Here is a 25,545-nt window from a genome sequence, read left to right on the forward strand (position 1 = left end):
AGATGAAAAAGAGAAAACTGTATGCATACGCCGTTGCCCTCGCCTGCCTGCTGACAGCCTGCGGCAGCAACCCGAAGAGCACCTCTACAGAAGACGGACTGGCCATTATCAATGTAGAAACCGCCGTGAACAACCTGCAGGAACTGAAACTGTCGCAGTTAGGCAACCGTGTGCGATACGTGCCGCTGGAGACGGGCGACTCGTGCTTCATCGGGCGGTATGCCAAAGTAAAAATTTGCGGAGATTATATCATTGTAGCAAGCAGCAAGCAAGCCGGTGCCCTCTATGTTGGCGACAATTGTCTCAGTTTCGACAAAAAGAGCGGGCAATTCGTCACCAGCATCGGACATGTTGGACAAGACCCGCAAGGATACAGCCAGATTATCAACTTATACTACAACGAACAGAACGGTATGCTCTATTTTGAGCGTACCCCCAACCAACTGCAGAAGTACGACCTGCAGGGGCGTTACCACGGACACGTCACGATTCCTACGGAACGTTTCTTGCCGCCGACCCTTGCTTTCGGCGATTCGGTCATCATCGGACACTACTGCTATGGCATGCTTACCCCGCAATGGAGCCATAGCCGGGCATCGCTGATTTTCGCATGCGACGGACAACTGACGGATAGCATCAACACCCGACTGCCCCTGCCGAACCTCTCCAACGATGAGAATCCGCGCATCGTCCTCAAGACATTCGGGCAGACCAGCTTCATCATCAACCAGTCCAGCCAATCTACCGAACGTATCTACCGCAATCTCTCGTTGTGGACCTGCCTAGGGGAAGTGCGCTTCAAAGAAGATTTCAGCGATACCATCTATAACATAAAAGACAACCGCCTGCAACCGCTCTACGTCTTCCAGACGGGACAATGGCAATTCCCCACCGAAGCCATTACCGACGGGACGGGCAACAGCAACAAGATACTAACTGCATACGCGCTCGAAACCCCGCAGAAGTTCTACTTCGTATGCCTTCGCGACCTGTATGGAGACAAGACCGAGGTGCTGCACGGCATCTACGACAAGCAGACCGGCATCACCCTCATGGGCCCTGAAAAAGATGGCCTGACAGACGACATCAACGGCTTCCTGCCTTTCTGCCCCGAATCGTGTAACGACCAGGGGGAATACGTCGCCCTGGTCTGGCCGGAAGACATCCTGCCCTGGCTGGACGAGCATCCCGAAGCCAAAGACAATCCGGCACTCGCCCCACTGCTGAAGATAGAGGAAGAGGATAATCCCGTAGCTATCATAGTAACACAAGAATAAGCATGAAAATAAAATCTCTACTGACCGTCGCCCTCGCTTGTCTGCTGACAGCCTGCGGCAGCAACCCGAAAAGCACCTCTACAGAAGACGGACTGACCATCGTCGACGTGGAAACCGCCCTGGAGAATCTGGAAGAAGAACTGAAGATGTCCACCGAGTTCGACTCCGTGCGCTACGTGCCGTTGGAAACCAACGACTCATGCCTCATCGGCAAGAACCCGTACAACGTGATTACGGACAAGTACATCCTTGTCACCTACGAAGAGGCAGATGCCATTTATACCTTCGACAAGCAGACCGGCCGTTTCCTCGCCCGGATTGCCCACCGGGGCGAAGGCCCGCAGGACTATTCCGTCAACCAGATCTGCTACAACGAACACGATGGTCTGCTCTACTTCCTGCGCGAACCTAACCAACTGCAGAAGTACGACCCGCTGGGTGGTTACCACGGACGCATCGTCCTGCAAGGAGTGACACGCGCATCCAGCAACTTCACGTTCACCGACTCACTCATCATCAGCAGCCGATTTGCCATGATTACCCCCGACGAGCACATCTTAGACATCTTCAACTACCGGGGAGAACAAGTGGACAGCCTGATTGACCCGGCTGTAAAGGCCAACTACGAAGGAGGACAGATTCTTCAACTGATGATGAAGTCCGTGGGAGGCAATACACTACTCTGGGCAGACTACGGCAACGGCCGAATCTGGGCAGACATTCCGTACAGTAACGGAACGCTGGACGGGGTCATCAAATACCGCCGTGCTTTCTGCGACACCATCTATGCCCTGCGCAACGGGCAGTTGCAGCCGTCCGTGGTGTTCCATACAGGCAAATACCACTTCCCGACGGAGGGACGCACACGCACCACAGGCGTGGCCGACAAACTGCTCATCACCAGCACAGCTGAAACAACGTCGCATGTCTTTTTCTACTGCTCACGCAACATCTACGGCGACGAGCCGGAAAACTTCCGGGGTGTTTACGACCGCCAGACCGGTATCACCCGCCTGGCTCCCAGCAAAGGCGGATGGAAAGACGATCTGACAGGCTTCATGACCTACACCGGTCGCCCGCACGAGGCTTACAAGGTGGTGGAATGGCTGGCAGAGCATCCCGAAGCTAAAAACAATCCGGCAATTGCCCCGCTGCTGGACATCGGTGAAGAAGACAATCCCGTGGCAGTGGTAACCAGTCAGAAGAGCGAGCAGTGATATTGCCGCAACTCGTCGCGCAACGCCCGCGCCCTGCCGCCGGTCATCCGGTCCAGTAAGGCCCAGAAGCGCGGGCCGTGGTTCATCTCACGTGTATGCGCCAGTTCGTGCAGCAATACATAATCTATCAGGTGCAGGGGCAGCAACATCAGGTAAAGCGACAGGTTGATGCTGCCCCGCCCCGAACAACTGCCCCAACGCCCTGCGCTGCTGTTTATCTTCACCGCACTGTATGTCAATCCGTTCGACCGCGCCAACATCTCCAACCGCAGCGGCAGGACTTCCTTGGCACGGCGCCGCAAGGCTTCTGTAACCACTTGCCGCAGCCATTCCTGCCGGCCACTGTCTGCAAAATCCGTATCCGGCGGGCAGACAACGCGCACCTCCTCTCCGTCGCGGCGCAGCAAGAAACGCGAACCCGTGCCCGTCTCCAGCGAAAGACGGATGCAGGGGGCCTCAATCCGATACTTCAAATCGATGACAGGTGGCGTGAACGCCCTGTCGAGCAACGTACGCAACCGAGGGCGTAGGCTGTCGATGGCACGTTTCACCTCGGACAGCGAAGCCCCCACAGGGATAGTGACCCAAAACTCGCGCTCCTTGGCACGGAATGTCAGACGGCGGGCCCGGGTGCTGACGCAGACATGGAAACGCCCCAGTTCCGGGTCGTCGCAGGTATATATTTCATTATTCATTGCCATGACACAAAAGAACAAAGAATGTACGACACAGCCAAATAAAAGCGGACATTTACCAACACAAAAGCGGACAGTGTGTCCGATAACGGACAAGTGTATAAAAGATACCATGCTCACTATCAAGCTCTTTCATTTCTGGCACGGATATTGAATCAGAACAGGCAGCAAGTAATGCCGAAAAAAGAGAAAGAGACATGCAACTTTTCATGCCTGCATTACGTCTAATAAACAAGAAGGAACAAACCATTAAACAAATAAGATATGAAAGCAACATTCTGTATCGCCCTCGCAGCTTTTGCACTGACAAGCTGCATGACCAACGCCCAGTCATGGGGCAGCAAACGCATCAAGGAAAGCAAGAACTACGTGACCAAAGAAATCAAAGTGGACAATTTCAACAAGATCAGTCTGATTGGCAGTCCGACCGTTAACTTCACCCAGAAAGCGGGCAAACCTCAAGTCAGGGTCTACACCTCAGACAACATTGCCGAAGTGCTGAACATCTACGAAAAAGGAGGAACGCTCTATGTCGGTTTCAAGAAAGGCTACAGCGTGAGCTATACCAAACTGAACATTGATATCTCTGCCGAGACCCTGAACAGCATTTCCTTGTCTGGCTCGGGTGATATAAACTTGAAAAACGGTGTGAAGACCGATCGGCTGGTCCTCTCCTTGTCCGGTTCGGGCGACATCAACGGTAGCCACATCCGTTGCCAAGAGCTGATTACTTCGATGGCTGGCTCCGGCGACATAGAGCTGAGTGATGTCTCTTCCTCTACAACCAAAGTTTCCATAGCCGGTTCGGGCGACATCGCGCTGAAAGCATTGTCTGCTTCTTTTGTCAAATCCTCGATTGCAGGTTCTGGCGATATTGTCTTGGACGGACAAGCCGACGAAGCCTCTTACAGCGTGGCCGGTTCAGGCGACATGCACGCAGTCAATTTGAAAGCCAAGCGCGTAAACGCCAGTGTTTCGGGCTCCGGTTCCGTAAAATGTTACGCCAGCGACTACCTGAAGGCACGCACTACGGGTAGCGGCAGCATTGGCTACAAAGGCAACCCCCAGGAACTGGACCTGCCGCGCAAGAACATCTACGAACTCTGACAGACGACATAATTCTCTCTTAATACATAAAGCCTGCCTCCACATCTCCGTTGATGGAAACTATGGAGGTAGCATCAAAAAAGGGACGCTGCTCACGCGGCATCCCTTTTTTATGTTAGTTTTTTCATAAGATTTTGAGAGAGAATTGAAACTTCACAGCCTCAACTGTCTAATAAAGCACACTAACTATATTTAAAGCAAATGAAAATGTTATATGAAACGCAAATGAAAAAGAGTCAATGTTGTGTGAACGGCTCCATCGGCTTCTCCACCCTTGCCAGGCTGTCGAGCTTCTGTTTTTCTGCCGTCCCATCGGAAACCTCACCCGACAGAGCTACCGACGGCGCCGAAATCTGCCGCCCGATGGTATCGGGCACAGCCACTTCCTGTCCGCCGTGGAAGAACGAACGCTGCACCACTCCTCCCAGTCCTATCACCACGGCCACCACAGCCACTGCTTTCAGCAAAGGGGCAAAACGGCCGACCATTGTGATACGCCGCGCCTTCACCACCGGCACTTCCACCTGAGACAGCACCCGGGCATCGAAATCATTACCCAAGCCCTCTTCCTGCTGGTTACCGGTATAGGCAAACCAATCCTTGCAGGCACGCAAGTGTTGGGGCACCTCCTGTCTGGCAAAGAAGGCACGCAACTGTGCTTCCTCCTCGGGGGAAGTCTCACACAGCCAATAGCGCTGCAAAAGTTCTTCTATATGCTTGTCAGAGTCCATAATTTTCCCTATCAATAAACTGTTGTTTCACTTTCTGCCGCGCCCTGAACAACGTCACCTTGACCTGTTCCTCAGTGATGCCCAGGATTTCGGCAATTTCTCTGTAACTTTTTCCTTCCACGTCACGCAACTGCAACACGGTGCGCTGTTTCTCCGGAAGACCGGCAATCAGCCGATGCAACAACAGCATCCGCTCTTTGCTCACCAGCAATTCGTGAGGGCTGGAAGTATCGGGTGTCTGCTCAGCTTCCGCAGTCAGTTCCACGGTGCGTGCATCCATCCGTTCACTACGGTCGATGGCCAGGTTCCGTGCCACCGTCAGGCAATAGGCCTCGACGGAAGAAAACGACGACCATTCATCCCGCCTGCTCCACACCCGAATCATGGTTTCCTGCACAATATCCTCCGCCTCAGCCCGGTCATACGTAATCCGCAGAGCCAGCCGGAAGAGCTTATCTTTCAGCGGAAGAATATCACGACGGAAATCGAGTGTCTGCATCTCTATTAGGAATGACGGTTGAACAGGAAGAAAGTTACGGGCTTCATTTGCTTTTTTGCATTTATTTAGATTCGGGCTCCTCTGGCCAGGTAATCCGGGTACCGCCACCCGTAGCAATGTCCGCAGCAGAAGTAATGACAACCCGGCGCACTCCCGCCTTCAATGCCTCAAAAGCATTCTCCAGCTTGGGTATCATGCCGCCTTGTATGATGCCATCGGCGACGTATTGGCGGAATTCCCGGGGAGTCAGTGCCGGGATAACACTTTCGTCATCGTCCGCATCACGCAGCACGCCCTTCTTCTCAAAGCAGAATACCAGCGTGACGTCAAACCGCGAAGCCAATCCCTTGGCTGTTTCTCCGGCGATGGTATCGGCATTGGTGTTGAGGATGTGTCCCTCGCCGTCGTGTGTCAGGGGAGCCATGACAGGCACAATTCCCCCGGCAATCAGTTCGCCCAGCCGTTCGCCGTCCACCTGCTTCACATCGCCCACGAATCCATAATCCACTCCGTCTTTCACCGGACGCTTAGCCGAACGGATGACGTTCATATCGGCTCCCGTCAGTCCCAGTGCGTTCACGCCCCGCGCCTGCAGGCCCGCCACGATGTTCTTGTTCACCAGTCCGCCATAGACCATGGTCACCACCTGCAACATATCGGCATCGGTGATGCGTCGTCCGTTCACCATCCGGCTTTCAATGCCCAAGCGGGTTGCCAGCGCAGTAGCCGAGCGTCCTCCACCATGCACCAGCACCTTGTGCCCTTCGATAGCGGCAAAATCGTCCAACAATTTATGCAGGGTGGCTTCTTCTTCCACAATCTTGCCACCCACTTTAATAACAGTCAGTTTCTCCATAACTAATAGCCCCTCCCCAACCCTCCCCCGAAAGAGAGGGAGTAAAGAATGCTACATTCTGCATCGGGGAGGTGTTTAAACATTTATAGGGTGATACAAAAGGGCAGGCTTCCCATCCCCCTCCCCGTCGGGGGGAGGACCGGGGTGGGGCTCCTCCCGTTATTCCAAATAGGTATATCCGTAAAGTCCCGAACGGTAATTGGTCAGGAATTCTTTGCCTTCTTCCAGCGTAATCCTACCCTCCTTGACCGACTGGCTGACCCACGTTTCCAGCTTGCTCACCAACCGTTTGGGGTTGTACTGCACGTAGTCCAATACTTCTGCCACGGTCTCACCGTCGATTTGCTGGTCGATGGTATATCCCTTGCTGTTGACAGAAATGTGCACGGCATTCGTGTCGCCGAACAAGTTGTGCATATCGCCCAGAATCTCCTGGTAAGCCCCCACGAGGAACACAGCCAAGTAGTAAGGCTCGTTGCTGCGCAGCGAATGCACGGGCAGGGTGCTGGCATCGGGACGCGAAGTGACGAAGTTGGCAATCTTGCCGTCCGAGTCGCACGTCATGTCCTGAAGCGTGGCTTCGCGGTCGGGCTTCTCGTCCAGCCGCTGGATGGGCATGATGGGAAACATCTGGTCGATGGCCCACGAGTCGGGCAAGGACTGGAAGAGTGAAAAGTTGCAGAAATATTTATCGGCCAGCAGTTTGCTGAGTTTGCGGAACTCTTCGGGGCAATGCTTCATATTGCCGGCGATGGAACTGATTCCGCGACAGATGCTCCAATACAGTTTCTCAATCTGCGCCCTGGTGTTCAAATCCACGATGCCGTGGCTGAAGAGGTCGAGGGCTTCTTCGCGTATCTGCTGCGCGTCGTGCCAAGGCTCCAGCATGCTGCGCTGGCTCAGAGTGTCCCAGATTTGGTAGAGCTCCTTCACCAGTTCATGGGCATTCTCGTCGGGTTCCCAGTTGTCGTCCATTTCCGGCAGCGAGGCCGTTTCCAGCACCTCGATAATCAGCACGGAGTGATGAGCCGTCAGGCTTCTGCCCGTCTCGGTGATGATATTGGGATGGGGGAATCCGTGCTTGTCGGCAGCATCCACGAAGGTAGAAACCACGTCGTTGACGTATTCCTGTATGGAGTAGTTCACGGAGCTTTCGCTACTGCTGGAACGTGTGCCGTCGTAGTCCACACCCATGCCGCCGCCCGTGTCTACAAACTCCAGGTTGAAGCCCATCTTGTTCAGCTGCACATAGAATTGCGAGGCTTCGCGCAGGGCGTTCTTGATGCGGCGTATCTTGGTAATCTGGCTTCCGATGTGGAAATGTATCAGCTTCAGGCAATCCTTCATGTCCTTCTTCTCCAGGAAGTCGAGTGCTTCGAGCAATTCGCTGGAGGTGAGGCCGAATTTGCTGGCATCGCCTCCGCTCTCCTCCCACTTGCCGCTTCCGCTGGAGGCCAGCTTGATGCGTATGCCTATGTTGGGGCGCACCTTCAGCTGCTTGGCGATGCGGGCGATGAGGTTCAGTTCGTTCAGTTTCTCCACCACGAGGAAGATGCGCTTGCCCATCTTCTGGGTCAGCAAGGCCAGTTCGATGAAGTTCTCGTCTTTGTAGCCGTTACACACCACCAGCGAGTCGGGGTCTGTGTTCAAGCCGATGACGGCATGCAATTCGGGTTTCGAGCCGGCCTCCAGCCCCAGGTTGAACTTCTTGCCGTGGGTAATCATTTCCTCCACCACGGGGCGCATCTGGTTGGCCTTGATGGGATAGATGATGAAATTCTCTCCCTTGTAGCCATACTCCTCGGCCGCTTTCTGGAAACAACACGAAATCTTCTCGATGCGGTTATCCAAGATGTCGGGAAAGCGTAACAGCATGGGAGCCGTCACATCGCGCAGTTGCAGCTCGTCCACCAATTCTTTCAGGTCAACGGCCACGCCATCCTTGCGTGGGGTTACGACTGCATGTCCTTTCTCATTAATGCCAAAGTAGGAAGTGCCCCAACCGGTGATGTTGTACAGCTCTTCCGAATCTTCAATACGCCATTTTCTCATTTTTCAGTTACTTGCTGTTGTTTTATCGTTATACAATAATCATAATTCCTTCTGTCCACCTTATTACACGCCCAGCAACGTCCGCAGCCGTTCCACCGACCCTGCAATCTGCGAACGGCTCTCCAACCGACTGCCGTCAAAGCGGTAGCGTGCCTGTCCGTAGTAAGCAGTCCGGCTTGCCAACGCTTTTCCGATGAAATCGCGCAATTCTTCCGATGACTTACCCTGGAGGATGGGCCGTTGCTGGGTGGCCACGCGCAGACGCCGGAAAAGCGTATCGACATCCACGTCCAAAAAGACGGTCTGCCCTTGGTGGTTCATGTAATCCATGTTGTCGAAGAAGCAGGGAGTGCCTCCGCCGGTGGAGACCACCACGTTTTCAAACTCGCCCACCTCGTGCAACATGTTGCGCTCCAGTTCGCGGAACCCCGTCTCTCCCCGCTCGGCAAACAACTGGGGGATTGTCTTGTGAAACCGTTCCTCGATGTACCAGTCCAAATCGACAAACGACACTCCCAGTTCGCGGGCAAAAGCCTTTCCTAAAGTCGTCTTGCCGGCTCCCATGTAGCCGGTCAGAAAGATACGTACCATATTCAGTTCTACGTTTGCGGGCAAAGATACGCATTTACAGTAAGATGCGAAAGGGAAAGGAGGTATTTATTAACGAACTCTTGCCAGTTTGCCGCCAAAAGGCTACCTTTGCCGGAAAGAACAGCTTTATCCACCATCCATTAAACCATAAGCATCATGTTAGTTGTCACCGACGCCCAATTCAAGAGCAACCCACAGGCCTACCTCGACCGGGTGGACGAAGGAGAAGAAGTGCTGCTGCAACGCAGCGAAGGCCAACGATACCTCATCATACCCGCCCAAGACGAACCTTCCGACCAGGAAGATTATTTTCTGGAGCCGGACGAGGACTTGGAACGTGCCATATCTTTGGATGAACTGCAAGCAATGCTCCGCAGAGACATTCACGAAATGTTTAGAACGCCTCCCCTATGCCGACAATAAGAATCATTGCATTGCCGACAGTCAGGCTATACCTGAGAGAACTCGTACAGACTCTCTACGACAAGGGATATTTTGGATTTGAGGAGTTTGCCCAACAATATGTGGACGACCTGATTGCCGACATCCGCACCGACCTCTCCGTAAAGCTGCACAAACCTGCCCCGCCCTACTTCGACCGCTACGGCAGGCACATGCTTTACGCCGCTTTCCGGAAGAATAAAGGCACACAATGGTACGTCTTCTTCAACCTCTACCGGAGGGGCGAAGAAATCATCTACCTCATCCGCTACATCAACAACAACCACTTCATCGCCCAATACCTATAGTTTTCGACATGAAGAAACCGAAATTCTACGTTGTCTGGGCAGGCGTCACCCCCGGCATCTACCGTTCGTGGACCGACTGCCAACTGCAGGTAAAAGGCTATGCAGGCGCCCGCTATAAATCGTTCGACACCCTTGAGGAGGCAGAAGAAGCCTTTGCCTCCTCGCCCGCCGACTACATCCGACCCGCCACATCCACCCATACCTTCCCAAAGCCTTCTGCCCCCACCCTGCCCCCTAGCTTCACGGGACAGGCACTGGCCGTAGACGCGGCGTGCAGCGGCAATCCGGGGCAGATGGAATACCGCGGCGTGTACCTGCCCGCCTTCCAGCAGGTTTTCCATTTCGGCCCGGTGTACGGCACGAACAACATCGGCGAATTTCTTGCCATCGTCCATGCCCTGGCCCTGCTGAAGCAGAAAGGTCTCGACATGCCTATCTACAGCGACAGCCGGAATGCCATCAGTTGGGTGCGCCAGAAGAAATGCAAAACCAAACTGCCCCGCAACGCCCGCACCGAAACCCTCTTCCAACTCATCGACCGCGCCGAGCGATGGCTCCGCGACAACGCCTATACCACTCCCATCCTGAAGTGGGAAACGGAGCAATGGGGAGAGATTCCGGCTGACTTCGGAAGGAAATGAACAAGCTGCGTTCCTAACTCTGCCTATGAGCAACGTAAACCTCTATTTGAGCATCGTAAACCTTCATTTGAGCACCGTAAACCTTCATTTGAGCAATGCCATCTGTCCCGGTGGATGCAAGCAGGGACTTTCGATTTTCCGGATATTTCCGATGTGCATTTTATGTGCATTTTTCCATACTCCCCTGCCTAGCCGATGTCTTACACTCCTCTTACTAAATGCTCATGAAACTGCCCTCACGCCTTCACACGACTATAACACATTATGTGACAATGAATTATTGTGAAAGATAATTGCTTTCACGCATCCTTCACGCCCTTCACATGCCTTTCTCTGCTTCCAAGCACGTAGAAGCCGGGCTTCAAGCCATAAGAAGCCGACTCCCAAGCGATAAGAAATCGACTTTCAGATTATAAGTGCAAGTCAGCAGGAATCAGTCTCACCCGTATCACCAGGGATTGCAAAAAGCGAATGTGAAAGACTGGTGAAAGATGAATCCTTCACCATATCGTTCGTATTATCAAGCGGTTGGATTTCCGTGAAGGCATGAAGGATGTTTAAGGAGACTTAATTGTTCGGTTCCTTTTACACGGAATGAAGCAGAAAATCACCTCAATTTCATTTACAAAAAACAGCCTCTTTCAAATTATCAACATCCTATCCATCAAATAAATACAGTGAAAGATAGGCTAAAAGCGTTTATAAAATACGCGATTTCAGCCTATCTTTCCATAATAGAGTAACAAGTTGCAAGTAACCCCCTTATTTTGCATCTTGCAGTGCCTGCTGAATCTCACCGGCAAGCTCCATGCCCAACTGTTGTCCCATCTTCGTGCCTTCTAAGGTGATGGAAGGCGTGGCCTCGCCCCACTTCTTGCCAGCGGGGGTCTGGTAGAAAGCCACAATCTGCTTCAGGTCGTCCAGCGTCAGGTATTTTATGTAAATAGGAGCATACAAGTCCACCATACGGTCTATCACTTTCACATTGAATGTTTCTTCCACTTTGCGACATGCTTCATCGGAAATTTCGGGCTGCTGTTGTTTCACCAGTGCCAACAACTGAGGCACCACCTGACGCGCCCCTTCCAACGAGCCGGACACAGTAAGCATCTCACGCAACTGCGACTTGTATTCATCACTCACGTCCTGTGCCGACACACGGGACGAATAAACAAACAACATGGCAAAAACAGCCACCCACATCGAAAAAATTCTCTTTTGCATAACGATATTTTTTAGATTGAACATTGAATTAAACATGCCGCAAAGATAAAGCATTTCTTCAAGCACATTTATAACAAAAACATCATCTTTTCATCCTATTTTTGCCACAAAATTATTATGTTTGCGACACAAAAAATTATATCATGAAAAGATACTACTATATCACCCTATTAGCAACCTTAGCCGTAATTTGTCTGCAAACGAGCTACGTATATAGTTTATATAAGAACTACAAAGAAGAAAAAGCTATCAAGCTACACAAAGCATTCAAAAAGGCCATTGAAGATGAACTGACGTTCAACGCTTGGAAAAATGCAGATATGAATAAAGTCAAAGAACTAACGAAAAAATTTGAACAGGAACATAATTCAACCATTACAATGAACAACGAAGAATCAAAAACAGAGTCTGCACTTAATTGGCTACAAGATATCAGACTATACACAAACGATTATATTTGCATTGATATTTTGGCTAACTATTTCAGTACAAATATCCAAGCTAACGAACACAATTACGCAATTTATCTCTTAGACAAGAATAAAAACGTCGTCAATTTTATCGACAGTCTGTAAGGACATCGCCCTAACTACATTTCCGACCCAATCTCTATCAGCGCTTTCGGCCTGCAATACATCCGTTTGGACGCCTACATTCCCCCTTCCAGCTTCATCTTGCAAAACATCGGTATCGTTGCTGTTGGCACTCATCGCCCTGCTGTGCGTAGGACTGCAATTGGGCAAGATACGGCGCGAGGAAACCATCAACGGCACGATACACGACCTGAAGTCGCCCCTGAACAGCGCCTTCACCACCTTGGGGTGGATTGCCTCCGGCGAAACCAACGAAGCCAAACGGAAAGCGATTGAACGGGTGCAGGCCGAGGTGAAGCATCAGGTGAGCAACATCGAAGCATTGCTCGTCACCGTAAGGAAAGACAGGAACAGGCTCGTGTTGAAGAAAGAGGACATCGACATGCCGCGACTGGCAGAACTGACCATAGGCAGCCTCAACACACTCTACCGCGAAAAGCCCCACCACATCGAACTGGTCAACCGACTGCCCCAGGGCATCCGCATACACGCGGACGGAATGTACATCGAAAACGTGCTGAGGAACTTTGTGGAAAACGCCCTAAAATATGCAGACGACGGCGTGGAGGTGACCGTCACCCTAAGCGCCGATGCCCGGAACCTGAACGTGGACGTGGCCGACAACGGATGGGGCATCGCTCCCTGCCACCTGAAAAAAATCTTCAGGCAATTCTACCAGGTGCCGCAGACCGAAGAACGGATCCGGAAGGGATACGGCATCGGACTGGCCCAGTCGAAATACATTATTGACGAACACAAGGGAAAAATCAGCGTGAGAAGCACCGAAGGGAAAGGAAGCACCTTCTCATTCAGCATCCCGCTGGAGTAAAAAACGAATCGTATGGACAAGATAAAAGTTTTATTGGCAGATGACGATATTGCCTTGGGCAACATCATCACCCTTGCCTTGGAAGAAGAAGGCTATGAGGTGCATTACCAGACCTCGGCAGCAGGTCTCGCTGCCATTGTGAAGGAATGGCAACCCGACATCATTATTGGACGTAGAATTAGGACGCAGCAGCGGCATTGACCTGGCACCGCAACTGAAAGCGCTGGCACCGGAAACTCCCCTGCTGTTCATTTCATCGCACGTGGGAGCGGAAACCGTGGCGCAAGCCTTGGAAACCGGTGCCGTGACCTACCTGAAAAAGCCTTTTGAAATGGCAGAACTGACTGCCTACCTGCGCCGTTATGCCCCCGGCCACCGCCCGAAAGGCATCCCTCTGGGTCCGCTATATCTTGACCCGCAAACCCACGAACTAATGCGGGACGGCATGACACTGCACAAGCTCAGTCTGTCTGAATTCCGACTGTTGCGTCTGCTGGCACTACACCCCAACCGCACCGTAACCCGCCGGGAGATGGAAAACGAACTGTGGGAAGGTGGAATAGGCAACGAACAGAGCCTAAACAACCATATCTTGCGGCTGCGCCGCTACCTTGCCGATGAATCCAACGTCGAAATACGCACCCTACCCAAGGAAGGCTACCGCTTGCAAATAAAAGGATAGGTCGGAAAGGCTGACCGCCACCTTACAGACTCTGCATGTCGTTCAGCTTCTTGTAATAACCGTTGAGGGCAATGAGCTGATCGTGCGTGCCGCGTTCCACTATCTCGCCCTCGTAGAGCACGCAGATTTCATCGGCATTCTTGATGGTGCTCAGGCGGTGGGCAATGGCAATGGTGGTACGCGACTTCATCAGCCGTTCCAAAGCCTCCTGCACCAGCCGTTCGCTTTCGGTGTCGAGGGCAGAGGTCGCTTCGTCAAGAATCAGGATGGGCGGGTTCTTGAGGATGGCGCGGGCAATGCTGACACGTTGGCGCTGACCACCGGACAAACGTCCGCCACGGTCGCCAATCATCGTATCGTAGCCATGTTCCGTCTCCATGATGAAGTCGTGGGCGTTGGCAATCTTGGCCGCCTCAATGACCTGCTCCATGGTGGCGTTCTCCACACCGAAAGTAATGTTGTTGTAGAACGTATCGTTAAAAAGAATGGCCTCTTGGTTGACATTGCCGATAAGTGAACGCAACTCTTGGATAGATACGTCTTTGATGTTCTTACCGTCAATCAACACCGCACCTTCCGGCACATCGTGGTAGCGTGGCACCAGGTCGACCAGCGTAGACTTGCCCGAACCCGACTGGCCTACCAGGGCAATGGTCTTTCCTTTGGGCACCACCAGATTGATATGTTTCAGCACAGGACGGCCTTCTACATAACTGAAGCTGACGTCGCGGAATTCGATGCCGCTTTCGAAGCTTTTCAGCGGCAAGGGATTGACCGGTTCTTTGATAGGATTCTCAGCCTTCAGAATCATGTCGATACGGTCCATGCTGGCCAAACCGAGGGGAACATTATAGAATGCCTTGGCAAATTCTTTCAAGGGGTTGATGATGCTGTAGAGAATAATCATATAGAAGATGAATGTGGCGGCATCCATCGGCGCATAATCTGTCCCCAGGATGAGCGAACCACCGAACCACAGCACAATGACGATGACACAAGTACCCAGGAACTCACTCATGGGATGCGCCGAACTCTGACGGATGACCATGGCATTCATGGCATCACGGTATTCGTTGTTGGTCTTGGCAAAACGGGCGGACATCTTCTTCTCGGCAATGAAAGCCTTGATGATGCGCAGACCGCCCAATGTCTCGTCCAACTGCGACATGATGTCGCCCCACTGTGCCTGCGCAACCGATGACTGCCGTTTCAGTTTGCGGCTGATAACTCCCATCAGCCAACCCGCCAGCGGCAACACGACGATGACAAACAACGTCATCTGCCAGCTGATGGCAAACAGCGTGGAGAAATAAATGACCAGCGCGATGGGATTGCGCAGCAACATATCAATAGAACTGGTAAGCGAACTCTCGACGGCAGTCACATCGGCACTCATACGGGCGATAATATCTCCCTTGCGCTCTTCCGAGAAGAAACTGAGGGGCAAACGCAACACCTTGTTGTAGACCTCGGTGCGGATGTCGCGCACGATACCTGTACGCAACGGCACCATGACAGCCGACGACGCAAAATAACCGGCCGTTTTGAGAAGCGTCATACAAATGAGCAAGCCTCCCAACATGACTAAGGTCAGGAAAGGACCATTTTCGCTGATGAAATTGCCAATCCACCAATAAGCGTTATTGATAAGCACGTCCTTGTCGAAGTCGGCCAGACTCATATCCTGATAATGGTAGACCTTGGTATCTATCTTAAACAGGATGTTCAGTATAGGGATAATGGCCATGAAAGAAAACACGTTGAGCCACTGCGACACAAAATTCAAAATCACCGCCCAAGTCAGATATTTCCGATAGGGCCTCATGTAACGTCCCAAGAGGGAAAAGAATTGTTTCAGCATAATGTTGTGTTGAATAACGGGGCAAAGGTACAAAAAATACAATACATACCATACTTCTCAAACAAGAAGTACATTTTTTAAGAAGCACTCATACCATTGCCAAATATCTTTTTAACCTGTTCCTGAAAAATCTCCATAGTGAAATCCGCTTCATAAATCTGACGGGCATTCTTTCCCATGGCCGAAAGCCGGTCTCTCTGCACATATACTTGCTTCAAGGCCTTGGCCAACAGCCTGGGACTGCCGGAGGGAACAATATACCCCGACACGCCATCCTTGACCAAAGCGGCCGTTCCCGTATGGTCTGTCACCACCACCGGTTTCGAAAACATCATCGCTTCCGTACAGACGATAGGCATGGGATCGTCCAAAGAAGGACAAAGCACCACATCCACCTTCGGGTAGAGCTTCAGCAACTCGTCATGGTTGAGTTCGCCCAAATAACGAAGACACGAATAGGGACAAAGCTTTATCAGCCTCGTAATCCGCCTGTCGGCAGGAGCACCCGCGATATACACCGTAAACTGCCCGCGCACTTTAGGCGACAGGTACTTCAGGGATTTCAGAAAGACCTTATACCCCTTCCGTCTGCTCAGTGTGCCGGGGAAAAGCAACCTGACCTTGCCATCGGAACCATCTTCAGAAATTGTATCCTGACAACCGGCGTCCTCCACCTCATCAGGAATGCCGTACAGGAGTTGCTCAACCTGCATGTTTCCCGGAAGATACGAAGCAGCAAAGGAAGCGGCATAATCGCCCACGGAATAAACATGGTCAAAGAAAGGGAAGAACTCGGACAAGTCCCAACAGCTCGCACACTGCCTGTAGCTGACCCTTCCTTCGTGCAGCCAGCATATTTTCTGCGCCTTGATGCGAGACATGTTCTTCACCAAGGGAATGGTGACCAAAGTATTGAACACGATACTGTCGAAAACAGACAAGAATTGTTCCAACTGTCTGTCGCCGAACAACAAGCGCGTCCGCATAAAAGGCAGGACAAAGAGTTTAATGCCCAGTTCATTGATTTCATGTTCCATAGGTCCTGCCGCCAATGACACAAGCACCGGGTTTATCCCTGCCTTCTTTGCCACCACAATCATATTCAGCAAAGCCCGGGGGGCACCGGTCAGTGTCAGTTCATGGCTGATAAACAAGACATTTCGGGCTCCGCTTTCCGCAATCTTTTGAATATCCTCAGCGGTTACAGGCATTTCCTGACATTGGTGTGTCGCAAAGATTTTCCGCTTTTCTTTCTTTCCCAACCGTTCATAATGCAACAGTGGATTCATCTTTCCACCCTGCAGGTCCATGTAATAATTCAAATAGGCATCGTTGGAAAACGCAGAAGAAGGATTGCAGCCTTCCTTCCAACCTAAATAATAGTAATGCTCAAGAGGTCCAGCCCCCTTCAGCAGATGTCCGTAATGCTCCTTATAATAGTTTTCATCCCAATAAGCAGATTTCTCCAGCCGCCTCAGATTCCGTCGTGTAGACAGCGAAGGCCTGATGCCAAGCAGACGGTCGCTCAATGCCATAAACAAGTCGCCTTTCCGCACATGGTCTCTCGCTCCGCTCATACCATTCAGGGAGTCGTGCATACGCCAGAAGGTCAGTTTTTCATCGGTGTAGAACAGCTGGTGATTCTTCAGAATTTGCCGATACAGCCAAAAGTCAATCCAAGCATCCGTAGGCGAGTGATAATCCAACGGTGCAAGAATGTCTTTTCTTATCATTACGGCAGAGAATGTAGGTATATAGTTGAAAAACTTCTTCTTGTTTCGGCTGATGTCCAATTTGTTACCACCCACCGCCAAAGAGGCATTGATGGCTCTCAAATATCCGATACGGTCGTTGATGGCTTCTTCATCACCAAAGGGCTCCACATTGTTGGAAATGATGCCGACGTTTCTGTAAGTGTGGATGATTTCCACTTTCTTCTCTAAATAGCGGGGATGCCAAAGGTCATCGCTCTCACAAAAAGCCACATATTCTCCCTTCGACTGCTCAATACCCAGTTTGACGGTCTCACACAGTCCCTTATTGACACCTCCCGGATGCGTGTATAACCGCACCCTTCCATCGGTCAGATAACGGCTGATCACGGCAACGGAATCGTCTGTCGATCCATCGTCCACCACGATTACTTCGAAATTCGCATAAGTCTGGCTTAAAATCGAATCAAGGGTCTGTCCGATATAAGATGCATAATTATAGCTTGCCACGATAATGCTGATTAAGGGATTACGGCATGCATTGCTTTCATCCGATATTCCACCAGCTTTATGGCAACTCTTCTTCCTGCATTCCCCGCCTTGCCACAGTAATAACTTCTTAATGAATTTCATCACTCGCTTTTGCTTTTGAATTTCACTACTAAAAAATACAATCACGCATCACACAACTCTTGCTCCCATCACTGAAAGCGACTACCATTTTCATAAGCCAGTTTCGCTTAAAGCCTGTTTTCATATTCCCTTTAAAGGTTTTTATTCAACCGCTTTAGGCCTCTTTCCGGTCTCTTTTCCTGCAATCTTCTGTCACCGTAGCCAGTTACGCTCCTGCCGACAAAAGAGAAAATGTCTTCGGGCATAGGATTCAAAATCAGGCCAAGCAAAAACATACAGACCCTAAAGAGAATGCAAAAGTAATGCTTATACTGCATCCAACCGGCAAAAAAACTCAAAAAACAGCCAACTTATGCTTGTATTTTCTATCTTTGCCCCGAAATCCGGCTTTTTTAGGGAGTAAAATCCCAAACCGGACCATCGTATTCTAAATACATACACTATAAATTATGGAACACCCTCTTGCCCAATTCCGCTTTTGCCCCAAGTGCGGCTCGACGCGCTTTGAGGTACACAACGGCAAGTCCAAACACTGTGCCGACTGCGGATTCACCTACTACTTCAACCCCTCGTCGGCCACGGTAGCCCTTATCTTCAACGAACGCGGGGAATTGCTTGTGTGTCGCCGTGGCAAAGAGCCAGCCAAAGGCACGCTGGACCTGCCGGGCGGTTTTGTAGACATGTTTGAAACCGGCGAGGAAGGCGTCATCCGCGAAGTGAAGGAAGAAACAGGACTGGACGTGCAACGCGCCGACTACCTCTTCTCGCTTCCCAACCTCTACCTCTACTCCGGATTTATGGTGCACACGCTGGATATGTTCTTCCGCTGCCAGGTGGCAGACACAAGCCGCTTCCGGGCGATGGACGATGCAGCCGACGCCTTCTTCATGCCATTGGCCGACATACGCCCGGAAGATTTCGGGTTGGAATCTATCCGAAAGGGAATCGGCATTTTCCTGCAATCGATATAACTCTTTTTATTGAAAACAACGATGAAGAAACAATCATTTTCACGCATACTGGGCCTGGCCCTCTGCTGCATGCCTCTGTCGGCATGGGCACAGAAGACGGACAAAGTCCCTGTTCCTCAACAGCTTTACAACGAAGGCTACGAACTGTTCCGGCAAAAGGCTTACGCGGCTGCTCTCTCGCCCTTAGAAGCCTACTTGAAACAGACTGGAAGCGGACGCCTGCCAGCTACCGAAGCCACACAACGCGCCGAGGCCGAATACATGCTGGTGTGTGCCGCCTATGAACTGGGCAATCCGCAAAGCACAGGACTGCTCCGTGCCTATCTGGAAGAAAACCCCGACACGCCTCATGCCAACCGCCTGCAGGCCCTTGTCGCCTCTACTTACTTCTTCAAACAAGATTATGAAACGGCCCTCTCCGTCTTCCGGCAGACACGCTTAGACTGGCTGGAGGCCGACGAACGCGACGACATGACCTACCGCCTGGCTACCTGTTATCTTCAGACGGGCGACTTGCAGGAAGCTGCCGCATGGTTCTCTGCCCTACAGGCCATGTCGGCCCGCTATGACGGCGACTGCACGTATTATCTTTCTTACATCCGTTATACGCAGCAGCGCTACGATGAGGCGCTGCAAGGATTCCTCTCGCTGCAAAGCCACGCCAAATATCAGGCATTGGCGCCTTACTACATCGCCGAAATCTACCTGGCCAAACAGCAGTATGACAAGGCGGAAATCGTGGCGCAGAATTATCTCTCGGCCTATCCGTCGGAGAAGCATGCCTCTGAAATGCAGCGGGTGCTGGGCACGGCCCAATACCATTTCGGAAAATACCAGGAAGCCATGGCTTCGCTGGAGAAATATGCTGCTTCCACAGAACGGCCCCGCCGCGATGCTTCTTATCTGCAAGGCATGGCCTGCTACCGCTGCGGTGTCTATTCCAAGGTGCCTGATGCCTTGGGATGGGTTACGCTGGAGAACGATGCCTTGTCGCAGAATGCCTACCTGCACATGGGGCTCGCTTACCTGAAGATGGGCGAGAAGAACCAGGCACGCATGGCTTTCGAACAAGCTGCCGTATCTGATGCCGACCGTCACGTGAAGGAACAGGCTGCCTATAACTATGCCCTCTGCATCCACGAAACGGCCTACTCGGCCTTCGGCGAATCGGTGAAAGTCTTCGAGAACTTCCTCAATGAGTTTCCCGAATCGGCCTATACCGACCGCGTCAGCAGCTATCTGGTAGACGTTTACATGAGTACACGAAGCTACGAAGCCGCCCTGCAATCCATCGACCGCATCCGCACACCCAACGCCGGTATCCTGCGCGCCAAGGCACGCATTCTCTTCCAATTGGGCACGCAGGCTTTTGCCAATGCCGACTTCAGCGGTGCAGCCGGCTACTTCCGCCAGGCACAAACACTCGCCGCCTCGCAAGGCAGCCAGGGACGGGACCTGCGCGACAAAGCGACTTATTGGGGAGGCGAAGCCTTGTATCGTTCCGGCAACCTGACACAGGCCGCCTCTGCCTTCGACACCTACCTGAACAGCACCACGCAACGCAGCGGCGAGATGTATGCACTGGCTTATTACAACTTGGGCTACATAGCTTTCCACCAACAGAACTACGCCGCCGCCGAAAGCCGGCTGTCGCGTTATGTACGCTTAGAGACTGGCGAAAACCGCGCCGCCCTGGCCGATGCCTATAACCGACTGGGAGACTGTTGCCTGCAGGGACGGCGTTTTGGCGAAGCACGCCAGTACTATGCTACGGCCGAGAAACTGGATATGCCCACAGGCGACTACTCGCTCTACCAACAGGCATTGGTGGCTGGCCTGCAGAAAGATTATGGCGGCAAGGTAAACCTGCTGGACCGACTGGCGGCGCGTTATCCGCAATCGGCCTACGCCACAAATGCGCTGTATGAGAAAGGACGCTCTTTCGTGCAGGCAAGTCAAAGCACGCAAGCCATCGCCACTTTCCGCCAGTTGCTGGAACAACATCCCGAAAGTCCTGCCGCCCGCAAGGCTGCTGCCGAAATCGGACTCCTCTATTACCAGGAGAATCAATATGACCAGGCCGTAGAAGCCTACAAATATGTCCTCACACACTATCCGGGCAGCGAAGAAGCGCGACTGGCCCTGCGCGACCTGAAATCGCTCTATGTCGAGACCAACCGTGTGGATGAGTTTGCCCGACTGGCCGAGCAGTTGCCGGGAGGAATACGCGTGGAAGCCAGCGAACAGGATTCGCTGACCTACGCCGCTGCCGACCGCCAGTATATGAAGGGCGACGTGGCACCGGCCAAGGAGAGCTTCACCCACTATCTGCAACAATATCCCGACGGGGCTTTCAGCCTTGATTCGCACTATCGGCTCTGTGTCATTGCCAAACAACAGGGCGATGAAGAAGGTGTGCTGTTGCATGCAGGCAAGGTGCTCGCCTATCCCGACAGTCCTTACTCGGAAGAAGCTCTGCTGATGCGCGGCGAAGTGCTCTTCAACCGCAAGCAATACGAAGAAGCCCGCACCGACTACCGCCAGTTGCAGACCAAAGCCACGACCCCCGAACGCCGACAATTGGGCATGGTGGGCGTGTTGCGCTGCTCATATCTGCTGGCCGATGATGCTGCTACCGTAGAAGCAGCCACCGCGCTGCTCGCCGAAAGTAACCTGACTGCCGAACTGCAGAACGAAGCGCGTTACGACCGTGCCAAGGCACTCCTGAACCAGAACGACACGGTCCGCGCCACCGACGACCTGCGTGCGCTGGCTGCCGACACTCGTACCCAGCAGGGCGCCGAAGCCAAATACCGACTGGCCCAACTGCTCTATGATGCCGGCAATTATGCCGATGCCGAAAAGGAAGCGCTGGACTTCATCGACCAAAGCACGCCACATGCCTATTGGCTGGCACGTACCTTCGTCCTCTTGTCGGATGCTTACGTGGCCATGGACAAGAAACTGGAGGCCCGCCAATACCTGCTCAGTCTACAGCAGAACTACCAGGAGAAAGATGACATCCAGCAGATGATTACAGAACGGTTGGAGAAACTGAAATAAGCCCGGCAGTTTGTGCCACTCCTCCACCGGAACGGAAACAACCCTACTTAGCTAAGAACCCAAAGTATAAAGAAAAAGATGAAAAGAAACTTGACATACGCCCTCGCCGCCTGCCTGCTGTTGCCTGCAGCATTGAGGGCACAGACCCAACAACCCGACACCACTCTGAACCGTACGGTAGTGGTAGAACAGGAATATGCACCCCTCATCCGCGATGCTGCCAAGGTAAATGCCCTGCCGCGCGTGGAAGAACCCGAAATCACCCCGCGGCCGGTGGAGTATGACGCGGCTCCCGCACCTGCCACGCAGATTCCCGCCGATACTCTGCAGGCCTTCTCCGCACAGGAACAACTGAGACGCGCCACGCCCGGCTACCTGCGTGTGGGCTACGGCAACTACAACAACTTAGACGTGCGCGCCAACTATCTCTTCTTGTTCGGCCAACGCGACCGCCTCAACGTGACTTTCGCTATGGACGGCATGAATGGCGAACTGGAGACAGGCGACCCTGCATACCTGTGGGATGCCTTCCACTACCACACCCGTGCCGCTCTGGACTACACGCACCGCTTCGACCGTGTGAGCCTGAACGCAGCGGGGCATTTCGGATTGCGCAATTTTGCCATGCTGCCCGGTGGAGTGGCTTCGAGACAGAAACTCACCTCAGGCGATGTACATATCGGAGTAGGTTCGCACGATGAAAGTCTGCCCGTGCAGTTCCGTGCCGAGACCAACCTGCTGCTCTACCAACGAAAGCAGGGTTATCCAAACAGCGATGCACAGGAAGTGGCCGTGCGCACCCGTGCCGACATCTGGGGCACCGTGGCCGAAAACCAACAAGTGGGCGTGGACCTGCAGATGAACAACCTGTTCTACCGGCATAATCTCTATCAGGACTATACCCCCCTGAGCCTCACCCCCTACTACGCCTACGAAGCCAACGGCTGGAAACTGCGTGCCGGCGTACACGTAGACCCCGCCTTCAGCTTCGGCCAGAAGTTCCGCGTATCGCCTGACGTGCTTGTGCAATATGCCTTTCCCGCCCGCACCACTCTCTATGTGCAGGCACGCGGCGGTCGCCTGCTCAACGACTTCCGCCGCCTGGAGGCCCTCAGTCCCTATGCCGAACCTACCGCCCAGCTGGATGCCACGTATGAGCAGCTCAACGCCGCATTGGGTGTGCGTGTGGGTACGCTTGCCGGTTTCGGCCTGCACCTCTACGGCGGCTACCAGAATCTGAAAGACGACCTCTTCTTCCGCCTGCCCGGAGCATTGGATACCTTCATCCCTACCTTCGGAGTGTGGAACACCGACAACTTCTATGCCGGTGCCGAACTGACCTACAGCTACCGCGACATTGTAACCTTCACGGCTGAAGGGTGCTACCGCAACTGGTCGGCTACCGACGAGGAGAAACAGGCTGGAGCGCTGGCTTTCAAACCCGCCTTCGAAGGAAACTTCCGTCTGGAGATACGTCCCATTACACCGCTGCATGTGCAGGTAGGCTACCTCATCGAGAGCCGCACCGATGCCGGTGGCTGGAGCATCGACCCAGTCAGCAACCTCTACGTCGGCGCCAACTACAGTTTCTTCAAGAACTTTGCCATCTATGCCCGTTTAGACAACTTGCTGAACAAGAATTACTACCACTCGTGGCTCTGCCCGACAGAAGGCATCAACGTGGTGGGAGGAGTGACGTTGCGGTTCTGAGCATATCGGCAGCGCGGGTCGGAATCATCCCAACATTCCGGCCCGCATGTCTTGCCGGTTCACTCTGTAGAAGTTTTCACGCTGGTCCCAAACGAGGGCCCGACAAACCATCCGGGCACAGTATCCCAATATCCAGGTGTCTGACATCCACCGATGCCAGGCAGGGCGTTGTATGCCCATCAGAAACGAAGAAACATCATATTGTCCATTCTATTCGTAAGATATTACATTGGAGATTTTCTTTCAACCGGCTTTTTTTGCATGATATTCTAATAAAAACAGGACATCATGAAACATTCAGTTATGGCTATCGCACTGGCTCTGGGAGTCGGTATCAGCCTGAGCGCGCAGACGCATACACAGATTTCACTTCCTGCACTATTCTCGGACCATGTTGTCTTGCAACAGCAAGATTTCGTACCGGTCTGGGGCTGGGGAGAAGCGGAAAGCACGGTACGGATAGTAGGCAGTTGGTCGTCGCAAGACACAGTGATGGCACAGGTAGCAGACGACGGACGCTGGAAAACGAAAATAAGGACCACGCGCCACGGAGGCCCCTACACGCTCCATTTCTTCCAACAAGGCTATGAAAGCGAAGGAATCATGCTAAAAGACGTCATGCTGGGCGAGGTGTGGCTTTGCAGCGGACAGTCGAACATGGAATGGAGTCCGGGAAACGGCATCATAAACCAGGCGGAAGAAATCGGTTCGGCCCATTATCCGCAGATTCGCTTTTTCAGCTTGCCAAAGCGAGGCAGCGGGACGTTGCAGGATGACTGCGCGGCACGTTGGGAATGTTGTTCGCCCGATGTCATGCGCAAGAGGAGCGCAGTGGCTTATTTCTTCGGCAGGCAGTTGGCACAACAACTGGATGTTCCCGTCGGACTGATTGTCGCGGCCTGGGGAGGCACTGCGGCAGAGGTGTGGATTCCGCAAGAACGTGTGTCCCGTACTCCCGAAACGGAAGCTGTCCTGAAATCGAGGATATGTCCGTGGTGGCCGGTCGAACCGGGTACGCTCTACAACAGCATGATTCACCCTCTCCTGCCCTACCGAATCGCCGGTGCCATCTGGTATCAGGGGGAATCGAACCGGGATTACCCGCAGAACTACACGGCCCTGATGAAAGAACTGATAGCAAGCTGGCGTACCGGCTTCGGCCAGGATTTTCCGTTCTATCTGGTGCAGATAGCCCCTTACAATTATCAGTCTGCCAACAACGGACCGGCACTGGTGCGTGAGGCACAGGAACAGGTGGCACGCGAAGTGCCGCGCACGGGGATGGTCGTCACCAACGACATAGGCGACTATGGCAACATTCACCCGGCACGGAAGCAGGAGGCAGGCATCCGGCTGGCCAACCTGGCACTGGGCGAGACCTACGGCAAACGGGACAAGGGTTACCAAAGCCCCACGCTGGAGAGCATGGAAATCCGCAAGGACAGGGCGGTATTACGTTTCCACCATGCCGACAACGGTCTGGTGTGCAAGGGAAAAACTCCTGAGGGGTTGGCAATCGCAGGCGAAGACGGTGTCTTTGTCCCAGCAAAGGCGCGTATCATCCAAGGAAACATGCTGGAGGTCTATTCGCCGAAAGTCAAGCATCCCTTGGCGGTGCGCTACTGTTTCGACGATGCCACCGTCGGCAATCTGTTCAACGCAGACGGACTGCCGATGGCGCCGTTCCGTACCGACTATACCGTTGAAGCCGGAAGCAAAGAGCTTTGAAGCAAACTGCATCCATATAGGAAGCAAACTGCAAAAGGCAGCCGCAAAAGACCGGTGCCTGCCGCAACGGAAGGCTGCCTGACAGATTCATGCAAACTGAACATAAAGCTATATCACTCCTAAA

General features: G+C 52.8%; 23 protein-coding genes. 14 read left to right on the plus strand and 9 right to left on the minus strand.

All coding sequences use genetic code 11. The features are described 5' to 3' along the window. The first annotated feature begins 2 nt into the window (after positions 1 to 2). Positions 3 to 1,277 carry a DUF4934 domain-containing protein gene (locus tag B5F34_RS03810; protein ID WP_087335237.1) on the plus strand — a complete coding sequence of 425 codons (1,275 nt, stop codon included), beginning with the start codon at positions 3 to 5 and terminating at the stop codon, positions 1,275 to 1,277. A gap of 2 nt (positions 1,278 to 1,279) precedes the next feature. Beyond that, a complete protein-coding gene (locus B5F34_RS03815; protein ID WP_087335239.1) occupies positions 1,280 to 2,494 on the plus strand; it encodes a DUF4934 domain-containing protein in 1,215 nt (404 codons plus the stop codon). On the opposite strand, the gene B5F34_RS03820 is transcribed toward B5F34_RS03815, so the two are convergent. Continuing rightward, on the minus strand, positions 2,476 to 3,189 hold the full coding sequence (locus B5F34_RS03820) for a YgjP-like metallopeptidase domain-containing protein (protein ID WP_204245579.1): 714 nt from the start codon (positions 3,187 to 3,189) through the stop codon (positions 2,476 to 2,478). The genes B5F34_RS03815 and B5F34_RS03820 overlap by 19 nt on opposite strands. Before the next feature lie 264 nt (positions 3,190 to 3,453). Between B5F34_RS03820 and B5F34_RS03825 the strand changes: the two genes are divergently transcribed. Beyond that, a complete protein-coding gene (locus B5F34_RS03825; protein ID WP_087335241.1) occupies positions 3,454 to 4,296 on the plus strand; it encodes a head GIN domain-containing protein in 843 nt (280 codons plus the stop codon). A gap of 236 nt (positions 4,297 to 4,532) precedes the next feature. Here the strand turns inward: B5F34_RS03825 and B5F34_RS03830 are convergent, their stop codons facing one another. The 5 genes from B5F34_RS03830 to B5F34_RS03850 form a co-directional block, all read right to left on the minus strand. Then, entirely contained in the window at positions 4,533 to 5,027 is a 495-nt protein-coding gene (locus tag B5F34_RS03830) for a hypothetical protein (protein WP_087335243.1), read from the minus strand. Next, on the minus strand, positions 5,017 to 5,526 hold the full coding sequence (locus tag B5F34_RS03835) for an RNA polymerase sigma factor (protein ID WP_087335245.1): 510 nt from the start codon (positions 5,524 to 5,526) through the stop codon (positions 5,017 to 5,019). Before B5F34_RS03835 ends, B5F34_RS03830 begins: the two co-directional genes overlap by 11 nt. Before the next feature lie 61 nt (positions 5,527 to 5,587). After that, entirely contained in the window at positions 5,588 to 6,382 is a 795-nt protein-coding gene (argB, locus tag B5F34_RS03840) for an acetylglutamate kinase (protein ID WP_087335247.1), read from the minus strand. Positions 6,383 to 6,541: 159 nt separating this feature from the next. Next, on the minus strand, positions 6,542 to 8,434 hold the full coding sequence (gene speA / locus B5F34_RS03845; RefSeq protein WP_087335249.1) for a biosynthetic arginine decarboxylase: 1,893 nt from the start codon (positions 8,432 to 8,434) through the stop codon (positions 6,542 to 6,544). 63 nt (positions 8,435 to 8,497) lie between these two features. Then, positions 8,498 to 9,025: a shikimate kinase gene (locus tag B5F34_RS03850; protein ID WP_087335251.1), complete on the minus strand. Its 528-nt coding sequence runs from the start codon at positions 9,023 to 9,025 to the stop codon at positions 8,498 to 8,500. 156 nt (positions 9,026 to 9,181) lie between these two features. Here B5F34_RS03850 and B5F34_RS03855 point away from each other — a divergent pair, with 156 nt between their 5' ends. From B5F34_RS03855 to B5F34_RS03865, 3 genes are read left to right on the plus strand one after another with little or no spacing between them, the layout of a single operon-like run. Further along, on the plus strand, positions 9,182 to 9,448 hold the full coding sequence (locus tag B5F34_RS03855) for a hypothetical protein (RefSeq protein ID WP_087335253.1): 267 nt from the start codon (positions 9,182 to 9,184) through the stop codon (positions 9,446 to 9,448). Continuing rightward, complete coding sequence (locus B5F34_RS03860; protein WP_239448785.1) at positions 9,436 to 9,774, plus strand: hypothetical protein; 339 nt, start codon at positions 9,436 to 9,438, stop codon at positions 9,772 to 9,774. Before B5F34_RS03855 ends, B5F34_RS03860 begins: the two co-directional genes overlap by 13 nt. Before the next feature lie 8 nt (positions 9,775 to 9,782). Next, positions 9,783 to 10,415, plus strand: a complete 633-nt coding sequence (locus B5F34_RS03865) for a ribonuclease H family protein (protein WP_087335256.1) — start codon at positions 9,783 to 9,785, stop codon at positions 10,413 to 10,415. A gap of 762 nt (positions 10,416 to 11,177) precedes the next feature. Here the strand turns inward: B5F34_RS03865 and B5F34_RS03870 are convergent. Beyond that, a complete protein-coding gene (locus B5F34_RS03870; protein WP_239448787.1) occupies positions 11,178 to 11,639 on the minus strand; it encodes a DUF2059 domain-containing protein in 462 nt (153 codons plus the stop codon). Between the two features lie 143 nt (positions 11,640 to 11,782). Between B5F34_RS03870 and B5F34_RS03875 the strand changes: the two genes are divergently transcribed. From B5F34_RS03875 to B5F34_RS03885, 4 genes are all read left to right on the plus strand, one after another. Then, on the plus strand, positions 11,783 to 12,214 hold the full coding sequence (locus B5F34_RS03875; protein ID WP_087335259.1) for a hypothetical protein: 432 nt from the start codon (positions 11,783 to 11,785) through the stop codon (positions 12,212 to 12,214). Between the two features lie 118 nt (positions 12,215 to 12,332). Beyond that, on the plus strand, positions 12,333 to 13,061 hold the full coding sequence (locus B5F34_RS03880) for a HAMP domain-containing sensor histidine kinase (RefSeq protein WP_087335262.1): 729 nt from the start codon (positions 12,333 to 12,335) through the stop codon (positions 13,059 to 13,061). A 12-nt stretch (positions 13,062 to 13,073) separates the two neighbouring features. Next, positions 13,074 to 13,262, plus strand: a complete 189-nt coding sequence (locus tag B5F34_RS17835) for a hypothetical protein (RefSeq protein ID WP_239448789.1) — start codon at positions 13,074 to 13,076, stop codon at positions 13,260 to 13,262. Then, entirely contained in the window at positions 13,228 to 13,743 is a 516-nt protein-coding gene (locus B5F34_RS03885; RefSeq protein ID WP_239448791.1) for a response regulator transcription factor, read from the plus strand. The genes B5F34_RS17835 and B5F34_RS03885 overlap by 35 nt, the downstream gene beginning before the upstream one ends. A gap of 22 nt (positions 13,744 to 13,765) precedes the next feature. Here B5F34_RS03885 and B5F34_RS03890 read toward each other — a convergent pair whose 3' ends face one another. Both B5F34_RS03890 and B5F34_RS03895 read right to left on the minus strand, forming a co-directional pair. Further along, on the minus strand, positions 13,766 to 15,604 hold the full coding sequence (locus B5F34_RS03890; RefSeq protein ID WP_087335265.1) for an ABC transporter ATP-binding protein: 1,839 nt from the start codon (positions 15,602 to 15,604) through the stop codon (positions 13,766 to 13,768). A 77-nt stretch (positions 15,605 to 15,681) separates the two neighbouring features. Continuing rightward, entirely contained in the window at positions 15,682 to 17,949 is a 2,268-nt protein-coding gene (locus tag B5F34_RS03895; RefSeq protein WP_087335267.1) for a glycosyltransferase, read from the minus strand. Positions 17,950 to 18,398: 449 nt separating this feature from the next. Between B5F34_RS03895 and B5F34_RS03905 the strand changes: the two genes are divergently transcribed. The 4 genes from B5F34_RS03905 (at position 18,399) to B5F34_RS03920 (ending at position 25,421) form a co-directional block, all read left to right on the plus strand. Continuing rightward, positions 18,399 to 18,920: an NUDIX domain-containing protein gene (locus B5F34_RS03905; RefSeq protein WP_087335271.1), complete on the plus strand. Its 522-nt coding sequence runs from the start codon at positions 18,399 to 18,401 to the stop codon at positions 18,918 to 18,920. Between the two features lie 21 nt (positions 18,921 to 18,941). Next, complete coding sequence (locus tag B5F34_RS03910) at positions 18,942 to 21,983, plus strand: tetratricopeptide repeat protein (RefSeq protein ID WP_087335274.1); 3,042 nt, start codon at positions 18,942 to 18,944, stop codon at positions 21,981 to 21,983. A 78-nt stretch (positions 21,984 to 22,061) separates the two neighbouring features. After that, on the plus strand, positions 22,062 to 23,693 hold the full coding sequence (locus B5F34_RS03915; protein WP_087335276.1) for a hypothetical protein: 1,632 nt from the start codon (positions 22,062 to 22,064) through the stop codon (positions 23,691 to 23,693). Between the two features lie 288 nt (positions 23,694 to 23,981). After that, on the plus strand, positions 23,982 to 25,421 hold the full coding sequence (locus B5F34_RS03920; protein ID WP_239448793.1) for a sialate O-acetylesterase: 1,440 nt from the start codon (positions 23,982 to 23,984) through the stop codon (positions 25,419 to 25,421). Positions 25,422 to 25,545: the final 124 nt, after the last annotated feature.

This window comes from Mediterranea sp. An20 (assembly GCF_002160055.1).
In the GTDB taxonomy this organism is placed as follows: Bacteria; Bacteroidota; Bacteroidia; order Bacteroidales; family Bacteroidaceae; genus Bacteroides; species Bacteroides avicola.

Excerpts from the sequence above, each read along its gene's own strand:
- B5F34_RS03810 (WP_087335237.1), top strand. The coding sequence starts at position 3 with ATGAAAAAGAGAAAACTGTATGCATACGCCGTTGCCCTCGCCTGCCTG.
- B5F34_RS03815 (WP_087335239.1), top strand. The coding sequence starts at position 1,280 with ATGAAAATAAAATCTCTACTGACCGTCGCCCTCGCTTGTCTGCTGACA.
- B5F34_RS03820 (WP_204245579.1), bottom strand. The coding sequence starts at position 3,189 with ATGAATAATGAAATATATACCTGCGACGACCCGGAACTGGGGCGTTTC.
- B5F34_RS03825 (WP_087335241.1), top strand. The coding sequence starts at position 3,454 with ATGAAAGCAACATTCTGTATCGCCCTCGCAGCTTTTGCACTGACAAGC.
- B5F34_RS03830 (WP_087335243.1), bottom strand. The coding sequence starts at position 5,027 with ATGGACTCTGACAAGCATATAGAAGAACTTTTGCAGCGCTATTGGCTG.
- B5F34_RS03835 (WP_087335245.1), bottom strand. The coding sequence starts at position 5,526 with ATGCAGACACTCGATTTCCGTCGTGATATTCTTCCGCTGAAAGATAAG.
- argB (WP_087335247.1), bottom strand. The coding sequence starts at position 6,382 with ATGGAGAAACTGACTGTTATTAAAGTGGGTGGCAAGATTGTGGAAGAA.
- speA (WP_087335249.1), bottom strand. The coding sequence starts at position 8,434 with ATGAGAAAATGGCGTATTGAAGATTCGGAAGAGCTGTACAACATCACC.
- B5F34_RS03850 (WP_087335251.1), bottom strand. The coding sequence starts at position 9,025 with ATGGTACGTATCTTTCTGACCGGCTACATGGGAGCCGGCAAGACGACT.
- B5F34_RS03855 (WP_087335253.1), top strand. The coding sequence starts at position 9,182 with ATGTTAGTTGTCACCGACGCCCAATTCAAGAGCAACCCACAGGCCTAC.
- B5F34_RS03860 (WP_239448785.1), top strand. The coding sequence starts at position 9,436 with ATGCCGACAATAAGAATCATTGCATTGCCGACAGTCAGGCTATACCTG.
- B5F34_RS03865 (WP_087335256.1), top strand. The coding sequence starts at position 9,783 with ATGAAGAAACCGAAATTCTACGTTGTCTGGGCAGGCGTCACCCCCGGC.
- B5F34_RS03870 (WP_239448787.1), bottom strand. The coding sequence starts at position 11,639 with ATGCAAAAGAGAATTTTTTCGATGTGGGTGGCTGTTTTTGCCATGTTG.
- B5F34_RS03875 (WP_087335259.1), top strand. The coding sequence starts at position 11,783 with ATGAAAAGATACTACTATATCACCCTATTAGCAACCTTAGCCGTAATT.
- B5F34_RS17835 (WP_239448789.1), top strand. The coding sequence starts at position 13,074 with ATGGACAAGATAAAAGTTTTATTGGCAGATGACGATATTGCCTTGGGC.
- B5F34_RS03890 (WP_087335265.1), bottom strand. The coding sequence starts at position 15,604 with ATGCTGAAACAATTCTTTTCCCTCTTGGGACGTTACATGAGGCCCTAT.
- B5F34_RS03895 (WP_087335267.1), bottom strand. The coding sequence starts at position 17,949 with ATGAAATTCATTAAGAAGTTATTACTGTGGCAAGGCGGGGAATGCAGG.
- B5F34_RS03905 (WP_087335271.1), top strand. The coding sequence starts at position 18,399 with ATGGAACACCCTCTTGCCCAATTCCGCTTTTGCCCCAAGTGCGGCTCG.
- B5F34_RS03910 (WP_087335274.1), top strand. The coding sequence starts at position 18,942 with ATGAAGAAACAATCATTTTCACGCATACTGGGCCTGGCCCTCTGCTGC.
- B5F34_RS03915 (WP_087335276.1), top strand. The coding sequence starts at position 22,062 with ATGAAAAGAAACTTGACATACGCCCTCGCCGCCTGCCTGCTGTTGCCT.
- B5F34_RS03920 (WP_239448793.1), top strand. The coding sequence starts at position 23,982 with ATGAAACATTCAGTTATGGCTATCGCACTGGCTCTGGGAGTCGGTATC.